A 23401-nucleotide genomic window follows, 5' to 3' on the forward strand; every position below is an offset into this window, starting at 1 on the left:
TTTGCACGCAGCGGGCACGTCTGCGTCAGTGACCCGAGAACACCAGGGTCTGCACCGGTAGCATGAGCATCTGAATACGCAGCAGCAGCGCGTGAACAATGCCCACCGTGTCAACCATATGTAGGAACAGCCACTCGCCCGTCTCAAGCTCAGGGTTGTCCAGAATATCGTGGTTGTTGGTATAGGCATTGGCCAGACATTTGCTGCCCGGAGGAATATCGTCAGCCTGCCCCTCGTAGAGCGGTTCCATAAACACGGTTATCGTCCCCGGCCGGGCGGTGTCTTGCACATCGCGCAAAGAATCCGACGGCCGCATCTGACCGGCAGAAATGACATCCTGAACGCCAACCACAACCATCGGGATGATTGTGAAAGGCTTCGACAAGCAGCCCATCTCTGCATACATGCCCGGCTTGATCACATTGGCTGTCAGTTGGCCAAACCCGGCAGCAAAACGTTCCCGTTCAACAAACTCGGTTGGCACCAGAATACCGGCAGGCCGCAGGATAGGATTGATATAATCCCCTTCCTGCAGCTCAAATTGTTCGACTCGCCCTGGAACACTTGCCTTGACCACAGTTTTTGCCAGTTCAGCCTCGGCCTGTTTCAACGCGGCCTCGGCACTGGCCATCTGGGCTGGGATCAGAACCGAGATGTTCTCCTGAACAGACGCTTTACTTGCTTCGGCGGCATCCAGTTCTGCCTCACGCTTGTTGACGAGATTCTCCAGTCGGTCGATCTCGGTCTGACGCACAGCGCTGGAACCGCGTTCCTTCAGTTCAAGATTTCGGTCCAGATCATCCTTGGCCTGCTGTAAAGCGGCCTGGACCTGGGCGATACCCGCATCAGCGGCGGCCAGATCAGTGGACGCAACAGCGAGTGAAGCAACGGTTTCGTTGACCCTGGCTTCGGCGGTGCCAACTGCGGCAGCCTGGCTGGCGTCATCAAGGCGGAAAATGATCTGGCCTTCTTCGACCAATTCATTGTTGTCTACGGCGACTTCAACAACGCGGCCACTGGTCTCCGGTAGGATGGTCACGGTGCGGAAAAAGGAGCCAACATTGGTCGTGGCGGGATGGTAGTAGAAAATCGTGGTGATCAGCGAGATGGTCAGGATTGCACAGGCGGTGATCCCCCAGCGCAGTTCATACCAAACCGAAAACAGGTTGATCTCTTCGCCAATCCGTTTGCCTTGCACATAGCGGCGGAACAGGAAGTCGGGCAATACGGTCAACATGGAACAGAATAAAAGCTCAAGCATTGGTCTCACCCCGGGTCTGTTCCTGTGCCTGCTCCGGTGTGGGCTCAAGCAACGGACTCGGCGCCAGATCCGCGGCAAGTTTTGCGCTTTCCAGCTTGATAGCTTCTTGCTCGCTCCGGTTCAGCGAGTCCAACGAGTTGGCAATCGACTGTAACGGTGTCAAAAAATCGGGCATGCGGAACGCAGCAACCAGCAGGGCGATCACCCAGAATATGTTGTTATGGGTAAACAGTGCCAAAAGCGCCAGAATGCCAATCACCTGCATCTGCGTGTGATTGTCTTCATGCGCCATATGTTCGGGAATTGCGTGCAGCTTGAAATAGAAGGCCCCAATCAGGAGCACCAGCAAGATGGTGAATACCACCATCCCAGTAAATAACGGATCGCTGCCATCGGCTCCCGGCAGATAACCGGGGACATGCCCGGTTGCCATGGCATGGGTGTTCGCACTGGGTGTTGACACGGCTCATACTCCAAAATTGAAATTATTAACTAATGCTCGCCCCACCATGGCATTGGAACCAGTTGAAAACCAAGTTGTAATTTCTCGACTCAGGCGATTGTCTTTCTGCTTTCGCACTTGGATTGGCCATGCCATGCTCGCCCATAACACCTTGCTCGCGGCATGAGCGACCATCCGATTGAACCACAGGACCATTGAATGACTGACTTTATCATCATCGGCGGTGGCATCGCCGGCATCAGCGCTGCGGCGCAGCTCTCGGAGCTTGCCACGGTAACTGTGCTGGAAATGGAAGAGGCCTTGGGCTACCACGCCTCGGGGCGCTCAGCCGCGCTGTTTGAGCAGGATTATGGCAGTGCCTCAACCGTCGCGCTGAGCCGGGCAAGCGCCGACCACCATCACAACGCCAATGGCGGATATCTCACTCCACGTGGCTTGCTGATGGTGGCAAACGCCGATCAGGGCAAGGTGTTTGAAAGTGATATCAAAGCACTGGATTTGGGCGAGATCAGTCTGGACGAGGCGATCACACGGGTGCCAATCCTGAACCCCGAAACAACCACCCGCGCGGCGTTTCACGACACGGCTCAGGACATCGACACCGATCGGTTGATCCAGGACTATGCCAAGGTGGTGCGCGCAAATGGTGGGCAGGTGATCACCCGTGCCACGGTTTCCGAAATCACCCAGACCGCCTCGGGCTGGCAAGTGATTGCAGGCGGCACATCCTATGACGCCAAACAACTGGTCAACGCCGCTGGCGCCTGGGTGGATCAGATTGCCGAGATGGCCGGAGTTGCGCCCATTGGCATTCAACCTCTGCGCCGTTCCATGGCCCGCCTGCCCGCGCCCGGCGGTCACGATGTCAGCAGTTGGCCCATGCTGATTGGTGCCGGTGAATGCTGGTACGCCAAACCAGATGCAGGCAAGCTAATTGTCTCGCCAGCGGATGCCGAGTTGATGACACCCCATGATGCCTATGCCGAAGACATGGTCCTGGCCGAGGGCCTGGCCCGCTACGAGGAAATGGTCACAGAACCCGTCACTCGCGTCGAAAGAAACTGGGCAGGACTGCGCAGCTTCTCCCCCGACAAGGCTTTGGTGCTGGGGCGGGATCCTGATCAGACATCCTTTATCTGGTGTGCCGCGCAAGGCGGCTATGGCTTCCAAACCGCCCCCGCTGCTGCCCGCTTGGTTGCGGATCTGGTGGCGGGGCGCAAACCCGAGCTTGAGGCGGAGATCGTCGCCCAGCTCTCTCCTGAAAGGTTGCGCTAATGCCTGTACGCTCCGTTCCCGGCACGGCCTCGGTTGCTCAGCCCCAAGGTGGCAAGCTGTTTGCCCCGTCCGCTGCGCGCAATGTTGCCGCCCTTTCTGAACTTTTGGAACGTGTTGCCCCCGCTCAGGGACAGGCGCTGGAGATCGCCAGTGGGACGGGCCAGCATATCGTAGAATATGCCACCCGCCTGCCCGGCCTGATCTGGCAGCCAACCGAAGTGGAGCCGGTCCGGCGCAACAGCATTGATGCCTACGTGGCTGAGGCGGGCCTGAACAATGTCCACCCGGCAGCAGAACTGGATGCCACTGCATCTGGTTGGGGCGCGCAGCAAACCGGTCTTGATCTGATCGCGCTCAGCAATCTGTTGCACCTTATCAGCACCGCCGAGGCCATGACCCTGATTGCCGAAGCCGCAACCGCACTTTCGCCTGGCGGTCAATTGGTCATCTATGGCCCCTTTATGCGCGATGGAGCGCTGACCAGCCAAGGTGACGCCGCTTTTCACGCAAGCCTGACTCAGCATGATCCAGAAGTCGGCTACAAGGACATCTCGCAGGTCTTGGATTGGTTTGAACAATCCGGGCTTCGTCTGATTGAAACGATGGAAATGCCTGCGAATAATCTAGCTCTGGTGGCAGAGAGGCGGAACAAGTAGCTAGCAGCGAGAAAGCATCAAAAACCGATGAAATAGCCCCAGCTGCTCGTTGACTGCATGGTGGTTTTCTTGTCACCGTTTTCTTTCAACATTTCAGCAAAGCAACCGTCTGAAACGCTCAAGTATTTCACCTGCTGAATTTCTTTTGCCAAACCGTCTAAGAGACAGTCTGAAAAATCTTGGCTGAAATTAATATATTCTTCCTCCGGATAGTTGTGTTCGACTAACTCACCAACGCTCAAGAAGACCCACTTTTGATAAGAGAACAGATTTCTGAAACTGTTCATGCGTACTAAAACTTGCTCGCTGTCATCGGCGCATGGCTCTCCACACAGCTCTCGCAGCCCTTCGATCTCGTCAAGTTGGTCCCAGTTTAGAACCATAACCACTGCTACATCGGATTCTGTTGCCACCCGCTCATAAAACGCCGTTCTTTGGTGAAGCTGACCGTTAATTGGATCATGTGCAATCCCGATATAGGCGGCGCTTGGCGCCCCAATCAACTTCACCGGTCGACCGCTCCAGAAAAAACTAACGTACCAAAGCGCAGCCAGAGCCGAGCAGACCAGCAGCAAAGTTTTTTGACGAATAACAATTTTTCTATCGGACATAGGCATCCCTTCAAATTTGGCGCAAGCTGCAAGTTCGACTAGCAAACGTCAACCTAAAAGAGAGTAGCGGCTTGTAGCCAGCAACGAATTCTTGCGGCGACTGACTTAAATCAAAGTCCGTGAAGCTCTGTGCAAATACACATTCGATAACTGGAATGCATTTATCGAAGGAACCACAATGAGCTGGCAGGATAAGCTGAAAGACACCCGCGCCGGGCTGCGCAATCTAAATGGGGCGATCCCCGAGGTGGCACAGGCCTTTGGTGGCTTGGGCAAGGCGGTCAAAGAAGGCGGCGTGCTGGAGTTCAAAACCAAAGAATTCGTCGCGCTTGGCATTGCGGTGGCAGGCCGCTGCGAGGATTGTATCGGCTTACATGTCGAAGCGCTGGTCCGCACCCAGGCCACCCGCGACGAGGTCTCCGATGTGCTGGCCATGGCGATTCAAATGGGCGGTGGCCCGGCGATGATGTACGCCGCCAAGGCCATGACCTGCTATGACGAGTTGACGAGCCGGTAGCACACCGGCTGCCCGCAACTTGAGCTACTCAAACACCTCGACCAGCGGCAGCCCTGTGGCACCGCTGGGGGGCTTGGTGCCCAGATAGGCGGCAATGGTTGGGGCGGCGTCCACTGTATGGACCCGGCGCATAACCCGGCTGCGTTTGATCCCCGGCCCCATAAATATCAGCGGCACATGGGTGTCATAAGACCAGGGCGAGCCATGTGCCGAAGCGACCTCTAGCCCATCAAAATCGGCGACAAACCAATGGGGCTGGAACACGATATAGATGTCGCCGGATCGGTCCTTGTGGAAATTGGCCAGAACCTGATCGGTCAGTGGTCCCGGTGCAATTGCCCCACTGCGCAGTGCAGAGCTGGACACAGCAAGGGCAATCCCGGGCAGTTTCTCTAACTCCTCGGCCACCGCTGACTCAACCTCGGCCAGATCCAACCCGGTGCCCTCTATGACCTCGTGATCCAGATAGACATAGGGGTTCGAGAAATTACGGATTAGCCCCCGCCCCGTACCAAACTGCCGTTTGAGCCGCTCAAAACCGGGTTCAAGATCGCGGTCCGCAAAGTTAAAGGTGCTGGCTTCTATGCCAAGGGTTTTCAGGTAACCGGGATGTTCAGGTGCACCATGATCCGCAGACAGCACCACCAGCACGTTATTCAGCCCCACTTCTTGGTCAACGTAGTCCAACAGATCTGCCAAAGTACGGTCCAGTTGATGCAGGTTGTCTTCCGCTTCGAGACTGGAGGGGCCAAAGATATGGCCAACATAGTCAGTGGACGACAGGCTAACTGATAGATAGTCGGGCACGTCGTCCTGCCCCAGCCCTTCGGCAGACATCAGCGACTTGGCAAAGTCGACGGTTATTTCGTCCCCGGCGGGGCTCAGGGTTAGACGGGTGGTGAAATACTTGTCGTCGGCGGTGCCCCAATTGTGCGGAAACACCCGGCCAAAACCAGGAAAATCAGTTTCCCAGGGTTGATCATCCCGCGTTCCAAATTGGTACTTGTCGACATCTCCCAACAGCGTCCAAGCCTCTCCGGAATAAGAGGCGACCACGCCTTTGTCCTGCCACTGGCCCACCCAGTCAGGATAGTCACTGCGGTAAAAGGTACTGGTCACAAACCGCGCCTCGGCTTTGGAAAACCAATAGGCCTGCCCAGCGTGGCCGGCCATGGCAATGGCACCTCGGTCTTTAACTGAAACTCCGAAAATCTTAGACGCGGGGCCGAAATGGAGGGCAATCTCATCCGCAATGGTCGAGCTGAGGATATTACGGGGTGAACGGCCATCGGTTGTGGCGGCACGTTGGGTTGGGTCAATCTCGGCCGAGGCATCAACACCCGCAGCGCTAACAAGTGGATAGTCAGCATCTTGAACATTATAGAACTGCGTGCCTGCGGTGCGGTCAAACCATAGGTTGGCCACCATCCCATGCACTGATGGCGTGGCCCCGGTGGAAAGCGTTGTGTGGCCTACGATTGTCTCAGTATTGGCATGGCTGTGATGTGCGTCCGCAAACACCACGCCGCCTTGGCGCAACCGGGCAAAGCCACCGTCCCCCCTGCCCAAACCATAGCGATCGATCAAATCACCCCGGAGTTGGTCAACCGTAATTTGCAAGATCAGCTTGGGTCGTTCTTGGGCGAGGCTCGGCCCGGCAATCAAACAGGCGGTGGTCAGCCCAAGTACAATAGATAAACGCGCCATAATCAGCTCCACTAGTCTCAAACAATGGCCTGAGACTAGACAGGTGCCTTGCGCCGAGCAAGTGGCCGCTTTGCTGTGGCTAAACTCACCGCGAAACAGATTTTTCGAAAAATCTGGTCAAGAAAAATCGAATTTTCTTGGTGCCGTTCTTCTTGGTATGCGAGTTGGCTAGGCCGCCTTTGATTTCTCCAGCACCAGGAATGTCATCATCCCCATCGGCGGCAGCGTTTGCCGTTCGACCACGGACAGGCTCGGCTCTTTCAGGATGGTGCCCACCTCAAAATCTGAGTGCCAGCCCAAGATATTGGAAAACGGGGCCGACAGTTTTTCAACAGCAGACAAGATACCTTTGTCGCGGGCAAAATGGTTGGTGATCACGATATGACCACCAGGTTTGCAAACCCGGGCCATCTCTGACACGACCTTCTCTGGCTCAGGCACAACAGACACGATGTGCATAGCCGTAATTGTGTCAAAATGGTTATCCGGAAAATCCAGATTACGGGCATCCATCTGCCGCAAGCACTCCACGTGCTCCAGATCTTTTTCCCGCACCTTGGAACGCGCTTTTTCAAGCATGTCCGTGCTGAAGTCGATGCCTGTGACGTTTAACCTTGGATCATAATGTGGCAGGGCCAGCCCGGTTCCAACACCAACCTCAAGGACCTTACCAGCGCTGCGCTTATTGACATAGGCAACCGAACGACGGCGGCCAACGTTGGTGACTGCGCCAAATGTCTTGTCGTAAACTGGTGCCCACCTCGCGTATGAGGTTTTCACAGCGTTGATGTCCATGGATCTACCCTTGTTTTGACTTTCTGGACGCCCGCAACGCCCAAAGAATACCAGCTATGTAAATTACGTTTAACAGCACCAATGTGGCCCAAAGATACGTTAGCAGCGCCCCGGCCAGCAAAACGACTCCCAGCACGAAAAACTTCGCTTGATCCCGCATGATCGCAAGGTTCTTGAAGGAGTAAGTGGGGATGTGGCTGATCATCAACAACCCCACTACAACCGTAAATATAGCAACAACCATCGGTGGGACCCGCGGCATGTCGGGGAACAGGAACGATACAAACATCGGCAACATAACCAAAAACGCCCCGGCTGGTGCAGGCACGCCAACAAAGTAATTGCTGTCGGCCTCGTCCTCGCCTGACTTGCTGGACACATTAAACCGCGCCAGCCGCATCACACAGCAGACCGCATAGATCAACACTGCGATCCAGCCAATGCGGCTCAGATCTTCAAGTCCCCAAACATAGAGGATCAGTGCTGGAGCCACCCCGAAGTTGAGAAAATCCGCCAGCGAATCCAGCTCGGCCCCGATCTGCGACTGCGCCTGCAGCAGCCTCGCAATGCGTCCATCAAAGCCATCCAGCACGCAGGCCAACAAGATCAGATAAACCGCCAGCTCAAAATTGTGTTGAAAGCCAAATTTGATGGCTGACAGCCCCGCACAGATGGCGGCAATGGTCAGCAGGTTCGGCAACAGGTGCACGATGGGCAGTTTGGATTTGGGGCTTTGGGAACTCTCGGTCATCGATCAAGCAGTCCGCGCGACGCGGGCACCTTCGTCAGATGTGAAATCCGCAATCACTGTTTCACCCGCCACCATGGTCTGCCCCAGGCTCACCATCGGCTCGACACCTTCGGGGAGGTAAACATCCAGACGCGAGCCAAAGCGGATCAAACCAAAACGCTCACCGGTCTGCATCAGCTGACCCTTGCTGACAAAACAAACAATGCGACGGGCCACCAAACCAGCGATCTGCACCACCGCAATCTGACGACCATCAGACATCTCGATGCACAGGCTGTTGCGCTCGTTATCTGCGCTGGCCTTATCCAGCGAGGCATTGAGGAACTTGCCGGGGCGATAGGCAATGGCGGCAACCTTGCCCGCAATCGGGGTGCGGTTCACGTGGCAGTTAAAGACGCTCATGAACACCGAAACACGGGTTAGCGCCTTGTCTTCCATGCCCAGCTCAGCCGGGGGCACCGCCTTTTCGATCAGCGACACAATGCCATCGGCCGGGCTGACCAACAGCCCTTCACGCGCCGGAGTAGCCCGTTTTGGATCGCGGAAAAAATAGTAGCACCAAACGGTCAAACCAACGCCAATCCAGCCCAGGAACTCGGCCAGCAGGAACAATACAAATGTGATTGCCGCAAAAATGGCCACAAACTTGCGCCCCTCGGGGTGCATCGGTTTCAGAAAAGTATCGCGCATCCGCATGGTGCATGTCGCCTTTTGGTAAAGGATGGTCGTTTTTTGCCCCATTCACGCGAAAGGTACAATACGATTTAATCCGGTTTTCATTCTTACCGCCCTTTCGGCGGCTTGTTCCCCCGCTCGATACCTGTGTCAGACCTATTGGGGAAGCGTATTTTCGCCAGCGCTGTGCCACCTGGGCTCCTTGAAGTTGCCACATGGCCATGAAACTTTATCTTAAAGTTGAGCGAGTAGACACAGCTTTAGTTTTGTCGCGTAGAGGTTTGTTATGCCTGTCACCACGCTGTATTTCCAAGGGGATCACGTCGCATTCATTTCCGATGTGTCCTCGCCCGATGGAGACGTGACCACCGAACTAACAGTGTCCGAACAGCCTTTCCTGCCCACAGACATCATTGAAATCGACATCGACGACAGCGGCATACGCCCGGATGGGGAGTTCGATTTCGACGAGGTGGTTTTTACCAGCATCCGGGTCACCCGTGATGGGGTGACCTATGAGTTTGAGGTCGGCGACGGCTCTAAGGTCAAGGAATCCGGCGCCACCGACAGCGACCCGGGACAGGCGGTTGAACAGGGCGATAAGTTTTTTGTTCTCAACGACGACGTGGATGGTCCGGCGTCTGGTCCCTTTGCCGGTCTCAGCGGCCAGATGGCCTTTGCGCTGAACGCCACCTTTGAAGATGGCGGCGTGACGTCGATCACGCGTGAGCAGGACATTTACCGATTCAGGTGGCGATGTTGTTGGAACTGAGAATGCCAATTTCTACACTGGTGAATCGCTGGCACCGCCGGTCCCGTGTTTTGCCAAAGGGACAAGAGTTCTGACCCCAACCGGCCCCCGGCTTATTGAAGAGCTCAAGATCGGCGATCTGTTAGTGACGCGCGACAATGGCGCACTGCCCATTCGCTGGGTTGGATCCAGTCACGTGCGGGCCCAAGGCGATCTGATGCCCTACCGGGTGCGAAAAGGTGCATTGGGGAACGCCTACGATCTGGTGTTATCACCGCAGCACAAAGTGCTGATTTCGGGATGGCGCGCCGAACTGTTGTTTGGTGTCCAAGATGTATTGGTCGCGGTGAAACATCTGGAGAATGATCAGACCATACGCCGCTGTGGCCGTTTGCGCATGGTCGAGTATTTTCACGTTATGCTTGACGCGCAGGAAGTGATTTTTGCCGAAGGCTGCCCGGTTGAAAGTCTGGACCCACAGGGCGTGGAGAATTGGCCCGTAGATCACCCAACCCGCATGGAAATTGAAGCCATTTATCCAAGTGTTTTCCTCCCCAAATGTACGCCATTGATGCCTGGCTATAGCGTTGCCAAGTCTTTTGAGGCGACTGTGTTGCAAGGCTTGATTGCGACCTGAGCCAGCTGATCCAGATTGTGATTTCAGGTTTGCGTCACGCTTTGCGAGTCGCCCGGTTCGTACATTCTCTGCTGATTAAATGAAATTGGCCGACCCGTTTCAGCCCACAGAAACCCTGTTCCGCCCCTGTTGTTTTGCAAGATATAGTTGCTCATCTGCTCGCCGCTGAGCGTCCTTCAAAGTTTCTCTGTGTGTCTTCTGAACCACTCCGATGCTGACCGTAATTACTCGGTCCGGCAGTATCTCAGTTTCGCTGACCCGATTGCGAATAATTTCTGCCAGGATCAGGCCATCACTGCGAGACTCGAGCAGGATCAGAAACTCTTCGCCTCCGACACGAAACAATGTCCCCCTGTTCCCCAGCACGTTACCCATCAGGTGCGCCACTTGCTTCAGAACCAGATCCCCTCTGGCATGCCCAAGACTGTCGTTCACCTCCTTGAAGTGATCAATGTCGACCAACAACACCGACGCCCGCTTGCCGTTGGTTTGCCCGGCAACCCAGTTAAGATAGCGACGGTTGTAACTTCCAGTCAGCGGATCTCGGGTGCTGGCAGCCAGCAACTTCTTTTGCAACGCCCTGGTTTTAGTGACTGAAAACCACATGTACGCCGCAGTCAGCGAGAGCGATAGAAAGAGCCGGATCGCCAAGGTCATTTCGCCCTGCCACATCACCAACAAGGAGACTGTGAAAATCAGGGGCACGGAAAAGAAAACACCAGCTCTGCGTTCTTCGACCAAGCTACCTCCCACAATCGCAGGAAAGGCCCACAAGGCGCCCTGTGGACCACAGTACCAGATTGTCGCCAATATGGTCGCGGCCAACACAGCCAAAATGGCTGACACCGGAATTGGCAACGGATCACCACGTATGGAAGACAACACGTCAACCCACAGCGTTGCCATCAGGGTGCCAATAAAAACGGCCAGTACATAATACCCAACAACTAGGTTTTTGATTGCAAGAAGGAACAACAACGCAATGCAACACAGAGCAATGAACCGTTCGATCCTGGATGAAATATTCCACATAGGCGACGTATAAGGAGCGCCAATCTCCTGCAGTTTTTCAACAGCCAACTGAACTCATACTTTCACAGATACACACTCGAATTTACACGCAACAACACGAAAAATAGGACGCTATTAATGGGAAACGCCCCCGGGAATTCCCCCGGAGGCGCATCTGTTTTTTCATTCACTTCGGCCTAGAGCCGACGCGGATCAACCAGTCACACGAATAGTTTCGTTTTTCGGATCATAAGGGCTGTCTACCGTCACCTCGGCATCCCATAGCTGGTCCATGATCTTGACCTTCAGCTTGGTGCCCGGCACCGCGAGTTCGGGTTTGACATAGCCCATGCCAATCGACTTCTCGAAAGCCACCGAATAGCCGCCCGAGGTCAAACGCCCTACCCGCTCACCTTCGGGTGTGTACAGCACTTCGCGGCCCCATGGGTCGGCATCCTCTGGCCCATCAATCAGCAGGGTGCAGCATTTCACCCGAACGCCAGTTTCCAGCATGGCCTCTTTACCGTGGAAGTCTTTCTCCAGGTCGATAAAGCGCGGCAGGTCGGCCTCGGCTGGGGTGGCATCGCGGCCCAGCTCAGTGCCAAAGGCACGATAGCTCTTCTCCTGACGCAGCCAGTTCTGGGCACGAGCGCCGACTAGTTTCATGCCATGCTTTTCACCGGCTTTTTCAAGTAGATCGAACAGGTAGTTCTGCATCTCGATCGGGTGGTGCAGCTCCCAGCCCAATTCACCGGTATAAGCCACACGGATCGCATTCACTGGGCACATGCCCAGTTCGATCTGACGAGCAGATAGCCAAGGGAAGCGTTTGTTGGACAGCGCGGTGTCGGGATCAGCGTCCACGATGATCTCTTTCAGCACGTCACGCGACTTGGGGCCGGCGATGGCAAAGACGCCCCACTGGGTGGTGACATCCTGGATCTCGATATAGCCGAATTCTTCCATTTTGTCTTCGGCAGCCTTACGCAGGAAATCGGCGTCGTACTCGGTCCAGGCACCAGCCGAGACGAGGTAGTAGTTGTTCTCGCCGTTGCGCACGATGGTGTATTCCGTGCGGGTGGTGCCAGCCGAAGTCAGCGCATAGGTCAGGTTGATGCGACCTACCTTGGGCAACTTGTTACAAGTGAACCAGTCCAGGAACTGGGTCGCACCGGGGCCCTTGACCACATGCTTGGTAAAGGCGGTTGCGTCGACCAGACCAACGCCTTGGCGGATTGCTTTGGCCTCTTCGACCACATGTTTCCACCAGCCTCCGCGACGGAAGCTGCGGGACTCAGCGTCGTTGAAACCAGCAGGTGCGTAATAGTTCGGACGTTCCCAGCCGTTGACCCAGCCAAATTGCGCACCGCGCTCTTTCTGGCGGTCATAGGCTGGCGAGGTACGCAGGCCTCGTGCTGCGGGGCGCTCCTCGTCCGGGTGGTGCAGGATGTAGACGTGCTCGTAGCATTCTTCGTTCTTGCGGGCTGCAAACTCGGTGGTCATCCAGTTGGAGGAATAGCGTTTCGGATCCAGCGAGGCCATGTCGATCTCGGCTTCGCCATCAACCATCATCTGCGCCAGATAATAACCGGTACCGCCAGCGGCGGTGATGCCAAACGAGAAGCCCTCGGCCAACCACATGTTGCGCAGGCCCGGTGCCGGACCAACCAGCGGGTTGCCGTCAGGGGTGTAACAAATCGGGCCGTTGAAATCGTCTTTCAGGCCGGATTCAGCACAGGACGGCACACGTTCGGTCATCGCCATGTACTGTTCGGCAATCCGGTCCAGATCGAGCGGGAACAGGTCGGCGCGGAAACTGTCAGGCACGCCGTGTTCAAACCGCGCTGGTGCGCCGTGTTCATAGATCCCCAGGATCCAGCCACCGCGTTCTTCGCGGGCATAGGATTCAGAGTCGGCATCACGCACCACCGGGTGCTCGGGGTTGCCTGCTTCGCGCCATTTGACCAGCTCGGGGTCCTGATCCATGACAATGAAAGTGTGTTCAACCGGAACAGCCGGCATTTTGATGCCCAGCATCTTGGCGGTGCGCTGCGCGTGGTTGCCCGATGCGGTCACAACATGTTCGGCGGTGATCACGAACTGTTCGTCGCTAGGCACCAGGTTGCCGCCCTTTTCCACCATCTTGGTGCAGGTGACTTCCCAGTGAGTGCCGGTCCAGTGGAAGGCATCAGCCTGAATCTTGCGCTGAATGTCCACACCGCGCTGACGCGCGCCCTTGGCCATCGCCATGGTCACGTCAGCCGGGTTAATATAGCCGTCCTCGGTGTGATAAATTGCGCCCTTCAGATCATCGGTGCGGATCAACGGCCAGCGTTCTTTGATCTGGTCTGCGGTCAGCCATTCGTAATCCACGCCACAGGTTTCAGCGGTCGAGGCGTAGAGCTTGAATTCATCCATACGCTCTTCGGTCTGAGCCATGCGCAGGTTGCCAACCACTGCAAATCCGGCATTCAGGCCGGTTTCTTCCTCGAGCGATTTATAGAAATCCACCGAGTATTTGTGAATGTGGGTGGTGGCATAAGACATGTTGAACAGCGGCAGCAAGCCAGCAGCGTGCCAGGTCGAGCCCGAGGTCAGCTCATCCCGCTCGATCAGCATCACATCATCCCAGCCTGCCTTGGCCAGATGATAGGCAATCGAGGTCCCAACGGCACCACCGCCGACGACCAATGCTTTGACTTGGGTTTTCATGAGGCCCGCTCTCCGACAAATATGACTCGCTTGCACAGTGTTATGCCCAAGCCAAACCCAGCGCGCGAAATTCTTCCGACGTATAAATCACCAAAACCGACCTTCGGGGCCAATCGCTGGGCTGTTTTTGCGGAATCAGTTGGAAAATGAGTGTTTTTGGCAAAAAGAAACAGGGCGTTGGTGCGAAGTTGCAAACGTGGCGAACGGTGGAAATCCGAGCAGGTCCGGGGTCAACAGCTGAGTATGGTGCCGCGACGCACACAGCCACGGCCAGCCGCATTGGCGTTCAGCCCCTTGTTGACACGCACGCCGGTTCTGTCTTCGCGCGCAATCGGGTCGGCCATCACCTGAGGTAAGGTCGGGGCGACGGAAGGTTCATCCTTGTCACCCCCCCAGAAGGCGGCCACATCGAATATTGAGCCCAGATCAACTTTGTCGCTGTGATCGGATGATACAAACCGGCTGCTGAAAATCTGACCATATCGCTTTAGTCCCATCTGCCCAAATGGCATCTGCGCGCGGCGCGACTGCTGGCCATAGTCGGCACCCAGAACCACAAGGCCACACAGGGCAGCAAAGCAGGCATTTTGAGCGATCGCCATGTGGTCTCTCCTAAAGGCGCGACGTAAGGGGGACGGCCCCACGCCGTTGTAAACCCGATAAATCCGGCAAATTTGAGGCATATTTTGAGCTTTCGAACATTTACGGCCCTTGATGGGCATATGGGAATTGGCAGTCGCAGCAGATCGTTAGGACCGGGTGCTGTCGCTGCTGTTTTTTTACCGCAGCGGTTCCTTCCGACAGGGTCGGAGTTCTCGGGACCGGCAGGGCTGCGAGAGTAGAGCGAACACGCGGCTTGATTAGGCAGTAAATCGCGCCAAATTCGAACAATGGACGCTCTACTCGGGGAGTATTGATCCCGGGACTAAATCGAAAATTATTTTACATCAGGAGAATCCGATGCCCGGCCAAAACCATGCGTTTAAGTTCGAAAAGAAGTTCAAAGTTAAGGGCACTGCGGACCTGACACCGTCCTTAGACGTCAAGCTTGATTGCGAATTCCCACTTGAGGGAATCGAAGTATCCCTGGCGAAGAAAATCGAGAAGAATTTTGCGAAGGAGTACGAAAAACTGATCAAGGGTCAATTGGCCCATTTTGAAAAGTGGCTGAAAGAAAAGCAGAAAAATATCGATGACGCCAAGGCGCTCGAAAAAGCTATTGTTAAAATGGGCGTGCCTGAGGATGAGGCAGGGTGCAAAGCTTTGGCCGCTGAACTGAACAAGCTTTCCAAAATGAAATCCGCGATTGAAAGCCTTGAAAAAGACTTCGATGACTTGTCGAGCAATTGGGCAAAGAATGTTGTCGACCAACAGGCCGAAATCGCAATCATGAAGGCGCGAAAGCAGGCTGGTGCACAGCTATTGAAAGACAAAAAACGGCGACTTGTTTTGGGTAAGGTCGTCAAGGGCATCTTATTGGTATCAGCAATTGCAGTTGGCATCGCCGCAATTGTGCTGACCGCTGGCACGGCGGCTCCACTGGTTCTGGGCCTTAGCATAGCCGCCGCATCCATCAGCACTGCAACAGGGGTATATAGTTTTGCTCAAACCGTAAAACGGGACAACGATCTTGAGAAGAAGGCACTCAAGACGGTTCAGGATGAAGTAAAGGCCTTGGCCACTGCAATGAAGCCGATCGAGGCAAGCTCGCTCGCCAAGCATGTCCTTGAACTTGAGAATATGATCAAGCTGCGAAAATCTGAGCTGGCCAAACTGAAGATGGAGTTGAAAAAGATCATTGTAGCACTGGACAGGCAGATCAAAGCAATAAACTCTTTGCAATCGGGTGCTGATGGATTGTTAAACGCCAAGGATCTGAAAAAGCAGCAGAAAAAATATGACAGCATGCGCAAAGGCGCGACTGAAGTTGCCACAAAGATTGAAAAAGCCAATAGTATTGTTTCTCAGGGCGAAAAGCTGATCGGCACCCTGAGAGAGTTTGGGGTCAAGATGGATGAGTTTGCCAAATACTACAAATCCAACTCGATCGGGGGCAATCTGAAGAGGTATTTCACTAGCGTCGATGGGTTCAAAGACCTGGCTGGATCGTTAGGTACTTTCAAAACGGGCGCCGGTTTCTAGGCTGAATAACCCAACTGGCGTCGCGTCTATGCCGATGTGGGAAACACGTCACCGAACAGTACAGCTGCGAGGCGCAGTTTTGGGCACCGGCAGGGTGTGCCCCTGCGGTCTTTTGCTGTGTAACTGTTGTAATCCGGGTCAAAAGCCCTGAAGCATTTGGATGAAAAGGTGGCGCCACCAATGCGGAGACGGACGGGGGATTGCCCCGTGCATAGAACCAGTTCCAAAGCGCCCCGGCGCAACCCGGAGCCCAATTTCCAATGCCGGGGGTGTAAGGCCCGACGGTGATCATGATCGGGTATCAACGTGCCACAAGCAGCTTAATTTCGCGCTAGCGGGGCGTACGCCCGGTGCGCAACACCCCAGGATCGCATTATCCGGTCAGGCCAAGCGCCTCGGCAATGAGCCAGAGACTGAGCCCGACCCAAGAGCCTGCCAACCCCCAGAAGAGCAGCGGATTTTTCTGGCGATGCACGGGTTCGATGAAGTCTGCACGCCCGGTTCGAATGGCGGGCCAGCTCCACAGCAGGAACAGCACACCCCAGAACAGGTTCAGATCCAAAAACACCGCCAGCCAAATGCAAACCAACCCCAGTGCAGCCCGCCATGGGATCTGGTTTACGCCGGAACTGGGAGCGTTAGAGACTTCTTCAGCTTCAACCATCTGGACCATCAGCCCAGCGCCTTGTGGGTCCTGTAGCATCAAGCGGCCATCATCCATGTCGTTGGTCACCTCAAGCGCGTGCTGGGACAGTGTTTCCGGGGTTACGGCGAAACACGGCATCCAATAGCGGAACTTGCCGCGGACATGCTTGGGCACCTCTTCGGCCTGGGCTACCAAGGTGCCGTCGGGATGGCGGATATCAAAGACTGGCCATGGGTGTTCCGCTGTTTTGTGAAAGATCCAACCAAACAGGTCTTGGTAGAACGACTGGATCAGTGATATCTCGGGCAGATGGTGATAGCGGCGGATCACATGGCCGGGGCGGATCGGCCCGGTTGGCGGAGTGATCTCATCCCCTTGGACCATGGTGAACCCTGCACCAGACGGGTCACGCACCAAGGCGATACGGCTGCGTTCTCCAAAGGGTTCGGGTTCAACCTCGATAATCACGCCCTCGTGCCGGCGCGCCTTGGCGACCATGTCATCAAGATCTTCAACATGCACATAAGACATCCAGAAGGACGGCATGTTGATCTTCACCAGCGGCTCCGGCATCAGAAATACCGCCGCAACTGGTGCCTGTCCATCATGGGCAAAGTCATAGGCACTGTCGCCGCCAAACTGCCAGCCAAACAAGCCCGCATAGGTCTTGCGCGCAAGCCCCATGTCAAAGGTGGAAAGGTCGGTCCAGACAAAATGTCCAATGGCCATGATGGGCTCCCTTAATCTGTGTCATCACAGACCTAGGCATCCGACAGGCGCTGTGGAATATACAAATCTTGCTGTTTTGCTCCCCCTGCCCGATGGGTGTCTACATCTCCAGGATCTTACCTGGGTTCATGATATTATCAGGATCCAGTGCAGCCTTGATCGCTGCCATGTAGCGCGTGGTCTCACCCAGTTCGGCCCGCAGATAAGGTCGCTTGCCCTGCCCTATGCCATGTTCACCCGTGCAGGTGCCATCCATCGAGATCGCCAGCTGGTTCAGCCAGGCGACATAGTCATCGGCGCGGGCGCGCTCTTCGGCGTTTTCCATATCGATGAGCAGCAGAGCATGAAAATTGCCGTCGCCCACGTGGCCGACAATAGGCGCGATCAACCCGAGGGCGGCGGCTTTCTCCTGTGCCGCAGCAACGCATTCGGCCAGCCGTGAGATCGGCACGCAGACATCGGTTGAAATGCCCTTAGCACCGGGACGGATCTGCAGGCTAGCCCAGTACATGTCATGACGTGCCTGCCACAGCTTGTTGCGCTCTTCTGTGGTCGAGGTGGTGGCGGTGTCAAAGCCGCCGAACTCTTCGGCGATCGAGGCAAAGGTTTCGGCCTGTTCCGCCACACCGGCCTCGGACCCGTGGAACTCAAGCAGCAGCAGGGGCGTTTCCGGCAGCTCCAGCTTGGAATAGGCATTGGCCGCCCTGACGCTCATCTCGTCCAGCAATTCGATCCGGGCAACCGGGATGCCGTATTGGATGGTCATCATCACCGCACGGCAGGCGTCATCAACTGTGCGGAAAGAACAGCGTGCTGAACTAATCGCCTCGGGGATCCCCTGCAGTTTCAGAGTAATCTCCGTGATCAGGCCCAATGTGCCCTCAGACCCAACCAGCAGGCGGGTCATGTCATATCCGGCCGAGGATTTTTTGGCCCGCTGCGCGGTACGGATCACGCTGCCATCGGCCATCACTACCTCAAGCGCCAGAACATTCTCCTTCATGGTGCCATAGCGCACTGCATTGGTGCCTGAAGCACGGGTGGCCGCCATGCCACCAAGCGAGGCATTGGCTCCGGGGTCAATGGGGAAGAACAACCCCTGATCGCGCAGGAAAGTGTTGAGTTGTTCGCGGGTCACGCCGGGCTGCACAACAACATCCAGATCCTCGGCGTGGACCTCGATGATCTTATTCATCTGGGCGGTGTCGACTGAAATACCACCTGCCGGCGCATTCACGTGCCCTTCGAGCGAAGTACCAGTGCCATAGGGGATGATCGGCACCGCATATTCGGCGCAGCATTTGACGATCTGCGAAACCTCATTGGTATCCACAGGGAACACCACCGCGTCGGGCATCTGGTTTTTGATCCAGGTGGTGGTGTGGCCGTGCTGCTCGCGGATGGCCTCGCCGGTTTGCAGCCGGTCACCAAACAGCTGTTTCAACACGCCAATGGCGGCTTTTATCCCGGCGTCGTTACGCGGCAATGCGGCTGCTTGCACCATGATCGGCTCCCTAAAAATTGCTGCTTCATGGTGTCAGTTTGGCTGTACAGGTACAATAGGGGCACGAGCGAAATTCCATGCAAAGCTTAGGTCAGCGCCCGACCGAGGTGGGGGCATCAGCCCCCGCCTGGGGGTCGGCGGGGGCTGACCGGCCTACCGGCCGGGGGATAGCTTACTCACCCAGAGCAATTCCCTCGCGGCGTGGGTCTGCTGCGCCTTTTAGACCCTCGCCAATCTCGATAGCGTGCAGACCCGAGTTCAACCCGCGCAGGTTCACCTCAAACCCGATTTGCGTCAGGGTTTCTTCGAGCATCTCGGCATCCGTGCCCTCTTCCAGGTCATACTTGCCAAAGCGGTTCACTGCATGGGGAAGAGCCACGGCCTGTTGTACGTCCATACCCCAGTCGGCCCAGGCAATAATCGACTTGGCGACATAGCCGATGATCCGGCTGCCACCGGGGGAACCGATGACCAGAACCGGCTTGTCGTCTTGCATCACGATGGTTGGCGCCATCGATGAACGAGGCCGCTTGCCCGGCTCTAGCCGGTTGGCAATGGGCACACCGTCGCGATGGGTGCGGAACGAGAAATCGGTGAGCTCGTTGTTCAGCAGGAACCCATGCACCATCAGCCGTGACCCAAAGGCGTTTTCGATGGTCGTGGTCATCGACAGGGCGTTGCCGTACTGATCGACAATCGAAATATGCGAGGTTGAGGGCAGTTCGATCGACTCGTCATCGGCCCAGAGCGCGTGGTCAAACTCGGGCGATCCGGGGGAAACTTCGGGCAAAGCATCATCGCCCGCCAACAGTTCGGCCCGCAGCGCCAGGTACTTGGGGTCGACCAGCCCTTCGGTGGGCATTGGCACATAATCGCTATCGGCCATGTAGCGGCCCCGATCTGCAAATGCGAGCCGCGAGGCATCACCGATCAGGCGCCAGCTTTCCGGATTGTCCGCGCCCAGCGCCGCCAGATCATATTGCCCCAGCATGCCCAGGATCTGGCCCACGGTCAGCGCGCCCGAGGATGGTGGCCCCATGCCACAAACGTCAAATTCGCGGTATGTCACGCAGACGGGTTCGCGCTCTTTGACCTGATACAGAGCCAAATCGGCCAGCGACAACACGCCCGGATTGCCCGGTGCGTGGGTTACCGCGCCAACGATCTCATCCGCGATACGCCCCATATAGAAGCCTTCGGCGCCCTTTTCGGCCAGTACCTCTAAGGTGTGGGCATAATCCTTGTTGATGAGCAGATCACCGGCTTGCAATGCGTTGCCATCAGGCATGAAGTAATCGGCAGTTCCAGGGAAGCGCGACAGGCGTTCGGCGTCGCGTTCGATCAGGCCTGCCAAACGGGGAGAGACTGTAAAGCCGTCTTTAGCCAGTGCTATCCCTGCGTCGAACAACGAAGGCCAATCTGCGCGGCCCCAGAGACGGTGCGCCTCGGCCATCAAGGCGGGGGTGCCGGGGGTGCCCACGGACCGCCCCCCAACCACTGCGTCAAAGAACTTGAGCGGTTCGCCGTCTTCATTCTGGAACAAAGTGGGAGTGGCATTCAACGGCGCGGTTTCTCGGCCATCCAACGTGGTCAGTTTTCCGCTTTCGGCGTCATACCAGACCAGAAAGGCCCCACCGCCCAGCCCCGAGGACTGCGGCTCGACCAATCCCAGCACGGCCTGCACCGCGACCATGGCATCTGCAGCAGTGCCACCCGCACGCAAGACTGTGGCGCCCGCCTCAACCGCGTGGGGGTTGGCGGCGGAGATCATCCAATTGTCAGCTTCAACCGGCTGGCCTGCCTCCTTCATCTCAAGAGAAGTGACAACAGCTGGTGAGATTGCCTCAAACGCGCCAGTTGTGGCCGCTTCGGGTGCAACCGCATCTGCAGCTTGTTGTGACAGAGCCTGAGACGAGATGGCGGTGCTGGCCAATAGGCCCAGAAAAACGTGACGCATAATACCCTCCGAACAAAAACTCAGGTCAGACTACAGATGTTTTGCAAGATTGGGAGTCGTTTGCTTTTAACTTTAGGTCAGCACCCGCCTTGGGAGCTCTAGGGTACTGACCGGACTATCGGCCGGACAAAACTTAGACGGCGCGGAGTCCATAGCTGGCCAGTTCTTCGTGAACGGCCCCATCGGGATGCAGAACAGATTGGAACAGGGAAAACCCCGACACGCTGAAGGATGGCAGTTCGACCCGTGCGTGATCGGCAACAAAGGTCTCGAGCCGTTCGGCATCGCGCCACTGTAGCCCGCGGTTGAACCGGGCCAGCGTGACATGTGGTTTATAGCGTTCGCGGGCCAGAGTAATGCTAGAGCGATGGCAGGCGCTCCTGATTTTCTTGTGCAGCTCTTTCAGCAGTTTGCTGTCTTGTACAGCAGCAAAGAGTACCTTGGGCACCTCGCCGCCAAAGCTGCCCAAGCCCTCAAACCCCAAGTCAAACCCCTGCCCTGCCAGGCTTTCGAGGTGGTGGTGCAATTCCTCCAAAACCTCCTCGGGCTGTTCGCCCAGAAAGGCAAGGGTCAGGTGCAGGTTTTCTTGGGGTGTGGGCTTGCCAACCGGGACAGCGCCTGCCAGCTGGGCAAACGCTGAGGCCACATCGGCGGGAAGTTCGATTGCTAGGAATGCGCGCATACCTACCCACCCCTCAGAGCATCGCCGGAACCACCTGATCCGGCGGGCGGTGGCCATCCTCAAAGGTCTTGATGTTCAGCAGAACCTTTTCGCCCATCTCATTGCGGCCCTCAACCGTGGCTGAGCCCATATGCGGCAGCAGCACCACATTGGGCTGTTCGCGCAGGCGCGGGTTGATATTGGTGCCATGTTCGTACACATCCAGCCCGGCCCCAGCGATCTCGCCCGAGCGCAACATCCTGGTCAGCGCCATCTCGTCGATGACCTCGCCGCGTGAGGTGTTCACGATCACCGCGTCCGGTTTCATCAGTTTCAAACGGCGGGCGTTCATCAAGTGAAAGGTCGAGGGCGTCGAGGGGCAGTTGATCGAGATGACATCCATCCGTGCCACCATCTGATCCAGACTCTCCCAATAGGTTGCCTCGAGCTGTTGTTCGGTTTCGGGGCGCAGACGACGACGATTGTGGTAATGCACCTGCATACCAAAGGCCGATGCCCGTCGCGCCACAGCCTGGCCGATGCTGCCCATGCCAAGAATACCCAATCGACGTCCAGCTAAGCGCCCACCCAGCAGCGCTGTAGGCGCCCAGCCCTGCCAGTCGCCTTTTTGCATGGTTGCCAGACCTTCGGGGATACGACGCACCACAGCCATGACCAGCGCCATGGTCATGTCAGCGGTATCATCCGTTAGAACGCCCGGCGTGTTCGAGACCAAAATGCCGCGTTGTCGGGCGGTAGCCACATCGATGTGATCAACGCCGGCGCCATAATTGGCAATCAATTTAAGGCGTTCCCCAGCCTGCCCCAACAGGCGCGCATCAATTGTATCTGTGACCGTAGGCACCAAAACATCGGCATTTGCCATCGCTTCGACCAACTCAGCCCGGCTCAGCGGCGCGTCCTCGGTTCGCAGGGTGACATCAAACAATTCGCTTAGCCGTGTCTCGACCGGCTCTGGCAACCGTCGCGTTACAACAACACTCAGACGTTCTCTTGCCACTTGCCCACTCCTATTGCATTTCATTATAGCCTGTTTGGTGGCATCGTGGCGCAGGATGGCAGAGGGCACAAGAACCCTTCTATCCCATCGGCGCCAAGTGACGCAGTTTTCTGGAACCAGTCCGCGGGGAAACCTGACAGAGACAACGGCAAGAAAACGCTCAGGCCTCGGTGGTAAACAGGCAACGATAACAAAAAGCGAGCAGGCAGTGACAGTTTCGGTTTCATTTTTGCGCCCATGGGTGGCGGCACTTTGTGTGCTGCTGGCAACTTCGGTATCCATGGCAGCTGGAAATCCTGCCCCAGATAAGGTTCGCGGACCCGTTACCAACCTCCCCCTGCCCCGATATGTTTCGATGAAGGCCGCCGAAGGCAACGTGCGACGCGGTCCGTCGCTGACACACCGGATCGACTGGGTATTCAAGCGCCGCAATATGCCGCTGGAAATTACCGCCGAGTACGGCCACTGGCGCCGGGTCCGTGACCGTGATGGAGCTGGCGGCTGGGTTCATTACGCATTGCTGTCGGGTACACGCACCGTATTGATCGAAGAAGACATGCTGACGCTGCGCGCGCAGCCAAATGAAAACGCGCCGGTCACCGCTGCGTTTGAACTGGGTGTCGTGGCGCGACTAGGCTCGTGCTCCCTAGACTGGTGCCGCATTTCGGCCGGCGGCTATCGCGGCTGGGTGCCCAAGCAAAAACTCTGGGGTGTAAACCCTGACGAGCTGCGCGACTAAGCTCAGCCTGACTTACCCCTACGACCTTGGCATACCTCGTTGCCAAACCAAGCAGGGCCCGGCCAAACAGCCGGGTCTTTTCAGTGCGCAAAACGCACAATGAAAACAACGCCTTTCCCAACCACTAAATCCCGCTTCGATGCATTGACTCCACCCCCAACGCGGTTGAGAAATGCTCTT

Annotated in this window: 22 protein-coding genes; 7 read left to right on the top strand and 15 right to left on the bottom strand. The window is 56.5% G+C overall.

From position 1 onward, the window contains the following. Positions 1–25: 25 nt before the first annotated feature. Both AC2T28_RS19160 and AC2T28_RS19165 read right to left on the bottom strand, forming a co-directional pair. The gene (locus AC2T28_RS19160) at positions 26–1261 is read right to left on the bottom strand and encodes an HlyD family secretion protein (protein ID WP_486750254.1); all 1236 of its coding nucleotides are present in this window, start codon (positions 1259–1261) and stop codon (positions 26–28) included. Beyond that, complete coding sequence (locus AC2T28_RS19165) at positions 1254–1724, bottom strand: hypothetical protein (RefSeq protein WP_486750255.1); 471 nt, start codon at positions 1722–1724, stop codon at positions 1254–1256. Before AC2T28_RS19165 ends, AC2T28_RS19160 begins: the two co-directional genes overlap by 8 nt. Before the next feature lie 198 nt (positions 1725–1922). On the opposite strand from AC2T28_RS19165, the gene AC2T28_RS19170 reads away from it, so the two are divergent. Together AC2T28_RS19170 and AC2T28_RS19175 are read left to right on the top strand one after the other, a co-directional pair. Continuing rightward, on the top strand, positions 1923–2999 hold the full coding sequence (locus AC2T28_RS19170) for an NAD(P)/FAD-dependent oxidoreductase (RefSeq protein ID WP_486750256.1): 1077 nt from the start codon (positions 1923–1925) through the stop codon (positions 2997–2999). Continuing rightward, positions 2999–3655 carry a DUF938 domain-containing protein gene (locus tag AC2T28_RS19175; protein WP_486750257.1) on the top strand — a complete coding sequence of 219 codons (657 nt, stop codon included), beginning with the start codon at positions 2999–3001 and terminating at the stop codon, positions 3653–3655. Before AC2T28_RS19170 ends, AC2T28_RS19175 begins: the two co-directional genes overlap by 1 nt. A gap of 17 nt (positions 3656–3672) precedes the next feature. Here the strand turns inward: AC2T28_RS19175 and AC2T28_RS19180 are convergent, their stop codons facing one another. Beyond that, a complete protein-coding gene (locus AC2T28_RS19180; protein ID WP_486750258.1) occupies positions 3673–4266 on the bottom strand; it encodes a hypothetical protein in 594 nt (197 codons plus the stop codon). 178 nt (positions 4267–4444) lie between these two features. Here AC2T28_RS19180 and AC2T28_RS19185 point away from each other — a divergent pair, with 178 nt between their 5' ends. Further along, positions 4445–4783, top strand: coding sequence for a carboxymuconolactone decarboxylase family protein (locus AC2T28_RS19185; RefSeq protein ID WP_486750259.1), 339 nt, complete (start codon positions 4445–4447; stop codon positions 4781–4783). A 24-nt stretch (positions 4784–4807) separates the two neighbouring features. Here AC2T28_RS19185 and AC2T28_RS19190 read toward each other — a convergent pair whose 3' ends face one another. The 4 genes from AC2T28_RS19190 to AC2T28_RS19205 all read right to left on the bottom strand — a co-directional run bounded on the left by AC2T28_RS19190 (position 4808) and on the right by AC2T28_RS19205 (position 8732). Further along, on the bottom strand, positions 4808–6490 hold the full coding sequence (locus AC2T28_RS19190; RefSeq protein WP_486750260.1) for an alkaline phosphatase family protein: 1683 nt from the start codon (positions 6488–6490) through the stop codon (positions 4808–4810). Between the two features lie 168 nt (positions 6491–6658). Continuing rightward, on the bottom strand, positions 6659–7285 hold the full coding sequence (locus tag AC2T28_RS19195; protein WP_486750261.1) for a class I SAM-dependent methyltransferase: 627 nt from the start codon (positions 7283–7285) through the stop codon (positions 6659–6661). 4 nt (positions 7286–7289) lie between these two features. Next, positions 7290–8036 (bottom strand): CDP-diacylglycerol--serine O-phosphatidyltransferase, encoded by a 747-nt coding sequence (pssA, locus tag AC2T28_RS19200; RefSeq protein WP_486750262.1) that lies wholly within the window; start codon positions 8034–8036, stop codon positions 7290–7292. A 3-nt stretch (positions 8037–8039) separates the two neighbouring features. Continuing rightward, positions 8040–8732, bottom strand: a complete 693-nt coding sequence (locus AC2T28_RS19205; RefSeq protein WP_486750263.1) for a phosphatidylserine decarboxylase — start codon at positions 8730–8732, stop codon at positions 8040–8042. A gap of 265 nt (positions 8733–8997) precedes the next feature. Here AC2T28_RS19205 and AC2T28_RS19210 point away from each other — a divergent pair, with 265 nt between their 5' ends. Then, positions 8998–9483, top strand: coding sequence for a hypothetical protein (locus tag AC2T28_RS19210; RefSeq protein WP_486750264.1), 486 nt, complete (start codon positions 8998–9000; stop codon positions 9481–9483). Next, on the top strand, positions 9437–10099 hold the full coding sequence (locus AC2T28_RS19215) for a Hint domain-containing protein (protein WP_486750265.1): 663 nt from the start codon (positions 9437–9439) through the stop codon (positions 10097–10099). Before AC2T28_RS19210 ends, AC2T28_RS19215 begins: the two co-directional genes overlap by 47 nt. A 99-nt stretch (positions 10100–10198) precedes the next feature. On the opposite strand, the gene AC2T28_RS19220 is transcribed toward AC2T28_RS19215, so the two are convergent. The 3 genes from AC2T28_RS19220 to AC2T28_RS19230 all read right to left on the bottom strand — a co-directional run bounded on the left by AC2T28_RS19220 (position 10199) and on the right by AC2T28_RS19230 (position 14424). Beyond that, positions 10199–11131 carry a GGDEF domain-containing protein gene (locus AC2T28_RS19220; protein ID WP_486750266.1) on the bottom strand — a complete coding sequence of 311 codons (933 nt, stop codon included), beginning with the start codon at positions 11129–11131 and terminating at the stop codon, positions 10199–10201. Between the two features lie 192 nt (positions 11132–11323). After that, positions 11324–13822 carry a GcvT family protein gene (locus AC2T28_RS19225; protein WP_486750267.1) on the bottom strand — a complete coding sequence of 833 codons (2499 nt, stop codon included), beginning with the start codon at positions 13820–13822 and terminating at the stop codon, positions 11324–11326. A gap of 230 nt (positions 13823–14052) precedes the next feature. Then, the gene (locus AC2T28_RS19230; RefSeq protein WP_486750268.1) at positions 14053–14424 is read right to left on the bottom strand and encodes a hypothetical protein; all 372 of its coding nucleotides are present in this window, start codon (positions 14422–14424) and stop codon (positions 14053–14055) included. A 358-nt stretch (positions 14425–14782) separates the two neighbouring features. On the opposite strand from AC2T28_RS19230, the gene AC2T28_RS19235 reads away from it, so the two are divergent. Further along, positions 14783–15964: a hypothetical protein gene (locus AC2T28_RS19235; RefSeq protein WP_486750269.1), complete on the top strand. Its 1182-nt coding sequence runs from the start codon at positions 14783–14785 to the stop codon at positions 15962–15964. A gap of 373 nt (positions 15965–16337) precedes the next feature. Here the strand turns inward: AC2T28_RS19235 and AC2T28_RS19240 are convergent, their stop codons facing one another. The 5 genes from AC2T28_RS19240 to AC2T28_RS19260 all read right to left on the bottom strand — a co-directional run bounded on the left by AC2T28_RS19240 (position 16338) and on the right by AC2T28_RS19260 (position 22482). Continuing rightward, entirely contained in the window at positions 16338–17339 is a 1002-nt protein-coding gene (locus AC2T28_RS19240) for a VOC family protein (RefSeq protein ID WP_486750270.1), read from the bottom strand. Positions 17340–17439: 100 nt separating this feature from the next. Then, complete coding sequence (locus AC2T28_RS19245) at positions 17440–18843, bottom strand: FAD-binding oxidoreductase (protein ID WP_486750271.1); 1404 nt, start codon at positions 18841–18843, stop codon at positions 17440–17442. A gap of 172 nt (positions 18844–19015) precedes the next feature. Continuing rightward, positions 19016–20800: a gamma-glutamyltransferase gene (ggt, locus tag AC2T28_RS19250; protein ID WP_486750272.1), complete on the bottom strand. Its 1785-nt coding sequence runs from the start codon at positions 20798–20800 to the stop codon at positions 19016–19018. A 133-nt stretch (positions 20801–20933) separates the two neighbouring features. Further along, positions 20934–21482: an RNA 2',3'-cyclic phosphodiesterase gene (gene thpR / locus AC2T28_RS19255; protein WP_486750273.1), complete on the bottom strand. Its 549-nt coding sequence runs from the start codon at positions 21480–21482 to the stop codon at positions 20934–20936. Positions 21483–21495: 13 nt separating this feature from the next. After that, entirely contained in the window at positions 21496–22482 is a 987-nt protein-coding gene (locus AC2T28_RS19260; RefSeq protein WP_486750274.1) for a 2-hydroxyacid dehydrogenase, read from the bottom strand. 280 nt (positions 22483–22762) lie between these two features. Here AC2T28_RS19260 and AC2T28_RS19265 point away from each other — a divergent pair, with 280 nt between their 5' ends. Beyond that, entirely contained in the window at positions 22763–23221 is a 459-nt protein-coding gene (locus AC2T28_RS19265) for an SH3 domain-containing protein (RefSeq protein WP_486750311.1), read from the top strand. Positions 23222–23401 lie beyond the last annotated feature (180 nt).

The organism is Parasedimentitalea nitratireducens (genome assembly GCF_057444295.1).

Coding starts and splice junctions, on each gene's coding strand:
- AC2T28_RS19160 (WP_486750254.1), bottom strand. CDS start 1,261: ATGCTTGAGCTTTTATTCTGTTCCATGTTGACCGTATTGCCCGACTTC.
- AC2T28_RS19170 (WP_486750256.1), top strand. CDS start 1,923: ATGACTGACTTTATCATCATCGGCGGTGGCATCGCCGGCATCAGCGCT.
- AC2T28_RS19175 (WP_486750257.1), top strand. CDS start 2,999: ATGCCTGTACGCTCCGTTCCCGGCACGGCCTCGGTTGCTCAGCCCCAA.
- AC2T28_RS19180 (WP_486750258.1), bottom strand. CDS start 4,266: ATGTCCGATAGAAAAATTGTTATTCGTCAAAAAACTTTGCTGCTGGTC.
- AC2T28_RS19185 (WP_486750259.1), top strand. CDS start 4,445: ATGAGCTGGCAGGATAAGCTGAAAGACACCCGCGCCGGGCTGCGCAAT.
- AC2T28_RS19190 (WP_486750260.1), bottom strand. CDS start 6,490: ATGGCGCGTTTATCTATTGTACTTGGGCTGACCACCGCCTGTTTGATT.
- AC2T28_RS19195 (WP_486750261.1), bottom strand. CDS start 7,285: ATGGACATCAACGCTGTGAAAACCTCATACGCGAGGTGGGCACCAGTT.
- pssA (WP_486750262.1), bottom strand. CDS start 8,036: ATGACCGAGAGTTCCCAAAGCCCCAAATCCAAACTGCCCATCGTGCAC.
- AC2T28_RS19205 (WP_486750263.1), bottom strand. CDS start 8,732: ATGCGGATGCGCGATACTTTTCTGAAACCGATGCACCCCGAGGGGCGC.
- AC2T28_RS19210 (WP_486750264.1), top strand. CDS start 8,998: ATGCCTGTCACCACGCTGTATTTCCAAGGGGATCACGTCGCATTCATT.
- AC2T28_RS19220 (WP_486750266.1), bottom strand. CDS start 11,131: ATGTGGAATATTTCATCCAGGATCGAACGGTTCATTGCTCTGTGTTGC.
- AC2T28_RS19225 (WP_486750267.1), bottom strand. CDS start 13,822: ATGAAAACCCAAGTCAAAGCATTGGTCGTCGGCGGTGGTGCCGTTGGG.
- AC2T28_RS19230 (WP_486750268.1), bottom strand. CDS start 14,424: ATGGCGATCGCTCAAAATGCCTGCTTTGCTGCCCTGTGTGGCCTTGTG.
- AC2T28_RS19235 (WP_486750269.1), top strand. CDS start 14,783: ATGCCCGGCCAAAACCATGCGTTTAAGTTCGAAAAGAAGTTCAAAGTT.
- AC2T28_RS19240 (WP_486750270.1), bottom strand. CDS start 17,339: ATGGCCATTGGACATTTTGTCTGGACCGACCTTTCCACCTTTGACATG.
- AC2T28_RS19245 (WP_486750271.1), bottom strand. CDS start 18,843: ATGGTGCAAGCAGCCGCATTGCCGCGTAACGACGCCGGGATAAAAGCC.
- ggt (WP_486750272.1), bottom strand. CDS start 20,800: ATGCGTCACGTTTTTCTGGGCCTATTGGCCAGCACCGCCATCTCGTCT.
- thpR (WP_486750273.1), bottom strand. CDS start 21,482: ATGCGCGCATTCCTAGCAATCGAACTTCCCGCCGATGTGGCCTCAGCG.
- AC2T28_RS19265 (WP_486750311.1), top strand. CDS start 22,763: ATGGCAGCTGGAAATCCTGCCCCAGATAAGGTTCGCGGACCCGTTACC.